This is a genomic window from Streptomyces erythrochromogenes, assembly GCF_040684695.1.
Classification (GTDB): domain Bacteria; phylum Actinomycetota; class Actinomycetes; order Streptomycetales; family Streptomycetaceae; genus Streptomyces; species Streptomyces erythrochromogenes_C.
The window spans coordinates 130714-137195 of sequence record NZ_JBFBGM010000023.1; the positions used below are offsets into that span (position 1 = coordinate 130714).

Here is a 6482-nt window from a genome sequence, read left to right on the forward strand (position 1 = left end):
ATATCCGGGCAAGGCGTCGAGCATGCCGCACAGCCCGACGAAGAGCACCGCACACGGTCCGCCTCCTGCACCTTCCCCGCAGGAGGCGGACCGCTGCTTTGGCAGCCGTTAGGGTGGGGCGCTGTCCAGCAGCCTCCGAGGGCACACCACCCCCGGACCCCCGGCCGGAGGGCCCGTACCGCGATGTCCCTGCACAGCCAGTCGACGGCCTCCTACCAGGCGCCCGTCACACCCGAGTTCCCCCGGCACGTCGTCACCGCGGTCCTCGTCGCCCACGACGGCGCCCGCTGGCTGCCCCGGACGCTCGCCGGCCTCCTCGGCCAGGAACGCCCCGCGCAGAACCACGTCGCCGCCGACACCGGCAGCTCCGACGAGTCCGCACGGCTGCTCACCGAGGCCCTCGGCGGCGACCACGTCCTGCACCTGGCCCGCCGCACCGGATTCGGCACCGCCGTCGACGAATCCGCCCGCACCGCGGGCACCCTGACCCCCGAGGACCTCCCGTACCTCAAGCGCCCCAGCGGCTGGGACCCCGTCAGCCGCACCTGGCGCGACGACGCCTACGACCTCCCCGACCTGCCCCACGGCGAACCCGTCCAGTGGCTCTGGCTCCTCCACGACGACAGCGCCCCCGAACCGGACGCCCTCACCGAACTGCTCCGCGTCGCCGACGAGAACCCCGACGCCGCGATCATCGGCCCCAAGCTCCGCGGCTGGTACGACAAGAAGCAGCTCCTCGAAGCCGGCGTCACCATCGCCCGCAGCGGCCGCCGCTGGACCGGCCTCGACCGCCGCGAACAGGACCAGGGCCAGCACGACCAGGTCCGCCCCGTCCTGTCCGTCTCCACCGCCGGCATGCTCGTGCGCCGCGACGTCTACGACGAACTCGGCGGCTTCGACCGGCGCCTGCCCCTCATGCGCGACGACGTCGACCTGTGCTGGCGCGCCCAGAGCGCCGGCCACACCGTCCTCGTCGCCCCCGACGCCGTCATGCGCCACGCCGAGGCCTCCGCCCGCGAACGCCGCACCGTCGACTGCGCCGGCCGCACCAGCGCCAGCCCGCACCGCGTCGACAAGGCCGGCGCCGTCTACACGATCCTCGCCAACAGCTCCGGCCGCGCCCTGCCCTACGTCCTGCTGCGCGTCCTGTTCGGCACCGTGCTGCGCACCCTCGCCTACCTGATCGGCAAGGCCCCCGGCCAGGCCGTCGACGAGATCACCGGCCTCCTCGCCACCCTGCTGCGCCCCGGCCGCCTCCTCGCCGCCCGCAAGGCCCGCCGCCGCCCCGCCGTCCCCGCCGCCGAACTGCGGCCGCTCTTCCCCCCGCCGGGAGCCTCCCTGCGGGCCAACGCCGACCAGCTCGCCGGCTACTTCGGCAGCGACCGCGCCACCGACTCCGCCCCCGCCGGCCGGCACGGCGGCGGCAGCATCCTGAACGCGCCCGGCGAGGACGGCGACTACCAGGAGACCGAGCGCTTCGCACGCCTCAAGCGCATCGCCCGCAACCCGGCACCCCTCCTCTTCGGGCTGCTCCTTCTGGTGTCCCTCGCGGCCTGCCGCGCCCTGATCGGCGGCGGCTCCCTCATGGGCGGCGCCCTGCTGCCCGCCCCCGGCAGCGGCCTCGACCTGTGGAGCATCCACACCGACGGCTGGCACCCCGTGGGCACCGGCTCCACCGCGGCCGCACCGCCCTACCTCGCCGCCCTCGGAGCCTTCTCCACCCTGCTGTTCGGCTCCACCCAGGCCGCCCTGACCCTCCTGCTCGTCGGATCCGTCCCGCTGGCCGGCCTCGCCGCCTACTTCGCCTCCCGGCCCCTCGTCGAATCCCGGCTGCTGCGCGCCTGGGCCGCCACCGCCTACGCCTTCCTCCCCGCCGTCACCGGCGCCCTCGCCGGCGGCCGCCTCGGCACCGCCGTCCTCGCCGTCGTGCTCCCGCTCATCGCCCGCTCCGCCGTCGCCGCCTTCGACCTCGGCGAGCACGCGGCCACCCCCGAACAGCGGGGCGGCCGGCGCGCGGTGTGGACGTACACGCTCCTGCTGACCCTGGCCACCGCCTTCACCCCCGTCGTCTGGCCGCTCGCCGCCCTCCTCGGCGCCGCCGCGCTCGTCCTGCGCCGCGCGCAGTGGAAGACGTACGGGCTGAGGCTGCTCGCCACCCTCGCCGTCCCCCTCGTCGTCCTCGCCCCCTGGTCGCTGGGCCTGCTCACCCACCCCGGCCGCTTCCTCCAGGAGGCCGGACTGCCCTACGGAGCCGGCTCCGCCGGTGCGCTGGACCTGCTCGGCATCAGCCCCGGCGGCCCCGGCACCGGAGCCCGCCTGCTCCTGGCCGGCATCGTCCTCGCCGCCCTGGCCGCCCTGCTCCGCGCCGACCGGCAGTTCGCCGTCCGCACCGCCTGGGCCACCGCCCTGGCCGCCCTCCTCCTCGGGGTCCTCGCCAACCGGACCGCCTGGGCCGGACCGGCCACCCTCGTGTACGGAATCGCCCTCCTCGCCGCCGCCATGGTCGGCGCGGACGGCGCCAAGGACCGGGTCGCCGCCCGCAACTTCGGCTGGCGCCAGCCGCTGGCCGCACTCATCGCCCTCGCCGCCGCCGCGGGCCCGCTGATCGCCGCGGCCACCTGGATGATCGCCGGCGCCGACGGCCCCCTCCAGCGCCGCGACCCGGTGCAGGTACCGGCCTTCGTCGCCGACGCCGGCGGCGACGACAACCAGACCCGCACCCTGCTCCTCGACCTCGACGGGCCCGCCACCGTCTCCTACAGCCTCGTCCGCGGTCCCGGCGGCCGCCTCGGCGACGCCGAGATCACCGCCCGTACCGGCGACGACCCCCGGCTCGACAAGGTCGTCTCCAACCTCGTCGCCGGCTCCGGCGCCGACCAGTCCAGCCAGCTCAGCGCCTACGCCATCCGCTTCGTGATGTTCCGCCCCGGCGGACCCGAGGACATCCGCCGCGTCCTCGACGCCACCCCGGGCCTGAGCCGGCGCCACCAGCAGGACGGCACCGCGCTGTGGGGCGTCGAGCCCTGGCTGCCGCGCGCCGTCATCGTCTCCGCCAAGCAGGGCGAGGCCCCGATCCCGGTCGCCGCCGGCCCCGTCGAGGCCCACGGCAAGATCCCCGCGGGCGAGGCGGGCCGCGTCCTGCGCATCGCCGACCGCGCCGACGCCGGCTGGCAGGCCACCCTCGACGGCAAGCCGCTCAAGGCCAAGACCCTCGACGGCTGGGCCCAGGGCTTCGAACTGCCCGCCGCCGGAGGCCGCCTCGACCTCGTCCACGAGGGCTCCCTGCTGCGGACCGCCTGGAACTGGACCCAGGGCCTGCTCGCCCTGGTCCTGCTGGTCATGGCCCTGCCCGGGCGGCGCGCCGAGCTCGACGACGACCTGCCCGAGGAGGAGGCCGCGTCCGCGACCCGCCCCGGCCCGGGCGAGGCCGGCGAGGGCCGCCGCGCCCGCAGGCTCCGCGCCGAGGCCGAGGCCGAGGCGGAGACCGCCCCCGGCCCCGTGGAGACCGCGGCCGCCGCCGACCCGTACGCGCAGATCCCCGCGCAGCCCGTGTACGGCGAGGAGTCGTACGCCTACCAGGCCTACGGCGACCAGGGCGGCTACGCGTACGAGCCCCAGCAGCCCCAGCAGCCGCAACAGCCGCAACAGCCCCAGGAGCAGTACCCGTACGAGCAGTACCCCGGGTACGACCAGCAGCAGGGCGGCGCGGCCTACGAGACCCCGTACCCGCAGCAGCAGTACCCCTACCCGTACGAGCAGTACGAGCAGTACGAGCAGTACCCACCCCACGACGTCCACGCACAGCACGACCCGCGTCCTGACGGGAGCCCCCAGCAGTGAAGCAGCGCGCACCCCTGACGCTGGCGGCCGTGACGGCGGCGCTGGCCGCCCTCACCGGCGTGGCCGCCCTCACCGCTCCCGCCCCCGCGGGCGGGGCCTCCGACGGCAAGGCGGCGGCCACGGCCCGGATGCCCGTGGAACGGTCCCTGCTGGTGTGCCCGGGCCCCAGCTCCTCGGACATCGCCGAGACCACGTACACCTCGTTCACGCCCGGCGCTCCCGCCGGCGAGGGCAAGGGCTCGGCCCGGCTGCTCGGCGCGACCAAGGACGCCAAACCCGTCCTGGAGCCCAAGGAGCCCGGCAAGCCCGTCGGAGCCACCGCCAACGGGGCCGACGCCCCCGCCCTCACCGGCAGCGCCGACGGAGTCCTCGCCCCCGGCTGGACGGCGCAGCTGACCACCAAGGTCTCGGTCGGCCGGGCCCGCGGCGTGCTCGGCGTCGGCTGCACCGCGCCCGGCACCGACTTCTGGTTCCCCGGGGTCAGCACCGCCAAGGGACGCGAGGACTACGTCCACCTCACCAACCCCGACGACGCGGCCGCCATCGTCGACATCGCGCTCTTCGGCCCCGACGGCCTGGCCAAGACCGACGCGGGCACCGGCGAGAACATCCGCGTCGACGCCAAGTCCACCAAGACCGTCCTGCTCTCCTCCCTGCTCCCGGCCACCCAGCTCGCCGACGCCACCGCCCACGTGACGACCCGCGCGGGCCGGGTGGGCGCCTCCGTGCAGGTCGCCGAGGAGAACGTGGGCGCCGACTGGCTGCCCGCCTCCACCGACCCGGCCGGCTCCCTGGTACTGCCCGGCATCCCGGCGGACGCCACCTCCGTACGGCTCGTCGCCTTCGTACCCGGCGAGGAGGACGCGGACCTGAAGCTGCGCCTGGCCGGACCGGGCAGCGCCATCAGCCCGGCCGGCAGCGAGCAGCTGCACGTCAAGGCGGGCATGACGGCGGTCGTGGACCTCAAGGACGTGACCCGCGGCGAGCCCGGCTCGCTGCTGCTGACCCCCGCGGACGCCAAGAAGACCGCCCCGGTGGTCGCGGCCGTACGCGTGGTCCGCGGCAGCGGGGCCAAGCAGGAGCTCGGATTCATCCCCGCCACCCGGCCGGTCGGGGCCCGGGCGACCGTCGCCGACAACCGGCCGGAGGAGAACACCACCGTGCTGTCGCTGACCGCGCCGAGCGCCGAGGCGAAGGTCAAGGTCACGGCGTCCCCCGGCACCGGCGGCGGCGAGCCGGCCTCCCAGGAGGTCACGGTCAAGGCGGGCACCACCCAGACGCTGACCCTGGCCCCCGCCGGCGGGAAGGGCTCCTACGCCCTCACCGTCGAGACCCTCTCGGGCGGCCCGGTCCACGCGGCCCGCACCCTGACCCTCCCGAACGACGGCATCACGATGTTCACCGTCCAGGGCCTCTCGGACGACCACTCCACGGTGTCCGTCCCCAAGGCCGTCCAGGACCTCTCCGTCCTGACCCGGTGACCGCCGGGCCCCCGCCGCGTCCGGACCGCTCGTCAGTCCTGGCCGTAGCGGGGGTCCACCGTCTCCGGAGTGAGACCGAGCAGCTCCGCCACCTGCTCCACCACGATCTCGTGGACCAGCATCGCCTTCTCGTCGCGCGTCTTCGTACGGATCTCCACAGGCCGCCGGAAGACCACGATCCGGGCCGGCCGCCCCTGGCGGGACTCCGACACCGCACCCAGCGGCACCGCCTCGTCGTTCCAGCCGCCGTCCGCACCGCCCGGCGGCCCCGGCACGTCGCCGACCAGGAACTCCACCTCGGACAGCTGCGGCCAGCGCCGCTCCAGCCGCTCCACGGAGTCCCGTACGAGATCACCGAACAGCTCCGCCCGGCTCGCCGCCAGGGGCACCTGCGGAGGGGCCAGCGGACCGCGCATCCCGCGCCCGTGCCGGTCCCTCCGGCGCGTTCTGGGCTCGACGGGGACCCCCGCGGGAGGCTCGGCGGGGCAGGGGGGCAGAGGGGTGTCCGTCACCCCCGCAGGGTAGCTCCGAGCACGACACGGGTGAGTGAGCAGCGGTGGAGTCGTCGCGGCCCGGTCAAGAGTGCGGTACCGTCCAACGTCGTGAGCCTTGTACGTCGCTGTTCGCGCACCGCGTGCGGCCGCCCTGCCGTCGCGACACTGACGTACGTCTACGCCGATTCGACCGCAGTTCTCGGCCCGCTCGCCACATACGCCGAACCCCACTGCTACGACCTGTGCGCCGAGCACTCGGAACGCCTGACGGCCCCGCGGGGCTGGGAGGTCGTCCGTCTGTCCGACGGGTCCGGTCCGTCGCGCCCCAGCGGCGACGACCTCGAAGCCCTGGCCAACGCCGTCCGCGAGGCCGCGCGCCCGCCGGGCCGCGCCCCCGGGGCCGGCGGATCCGGCACGGGCGGCCAGAGCACCGGCGAGACCCGTCGCGGACACCTGCGCGTCCTCAGATCGCCCGATTCCTGACGCTCGGGTCATCTGCGGGACAGCTGCTGGTTCAGGGTAGGTTTGCCGAACCGCACAGAACCTCAGGAGGGCAGGCAGTGGCCGCAGATCTTTCGAACATCGTCAAGGCGTATGACGTGCGTGGCGTTGTGCCGGACGAGTGGGACGAGTCGCTGGCGGAGCTGTTCGGTGGTGCTTTCGTCGA

At 75.4% G+C, this 6482-nt stretch carries 4 protein-coding genes; 3 read left to right on the top strand and 1 reads right to left on the bottom strand.

Features of this window, described 5'->3' with window-relative positions:
• The first annotated feature begins 183 nt into the window (after window positions 1-183).
• Together AB0O53_RS28670 and AB0O53_RS28675 are read left to right on the top strand one after the other, a co-directional pair.
• Window positions 184-3840, top strand: a complete 3657-nt coding sequence (locus AB0O53_RS28670) for a glycosyltransferase family 2 protein (protein WP_365199395.1) — start codon at window positions 184-186, stop codon at window positions 3838-3840.
• Window positions 3837-5321, top strand: a complete 1485-nt coding sequence (locus AB0O53_RS28675; protein WP_365199398.1) for a DUF5719 family protein — start codon at window positions 3837-3839, stop codon at window positions 5319-5321. The genes AB0O53_RS28670 and AB0O53_RS28675 overlap by 4 nt, the downstream gene beginning before the upstream one ends.
• A 32-nt stretch (window positions 5322-5353) precedes the next feature.
• On the opposite strand, the gene AB0O53_RS28680 is transcribed toward AB0O53_RS28675, so the two are convergent.
• On the bottom strand, window positions 5354-5833 hold the full coding sequence (locus AB0O53_RS28680) for a metallopeptidase family protein (RefSeq protein WP_381893981.1): 480 nt from the start codon (window positions 5831-5833) through the stop codon (window positions 5354-5356).
• 30 nt (window positions 5834-5863) lie between these two features.
• On the opposite strand from AB0O53_RS28680, the gene AB0O53_RS28685 reads away from it, so the two are divergent.
• Window positions 5864-6298, top strand: a complete 435-nt coding sequence (locus tag AB0O53_RS28685; protein ID WP_351001708.1) for a DUF3499 domain-containing protein — start codon at window positions 5864-5866, stop codon at window positions 6296-6298.
• The last annotated feature ends 184 nt before the right edge of the window (window positions 6299-6482 follow it).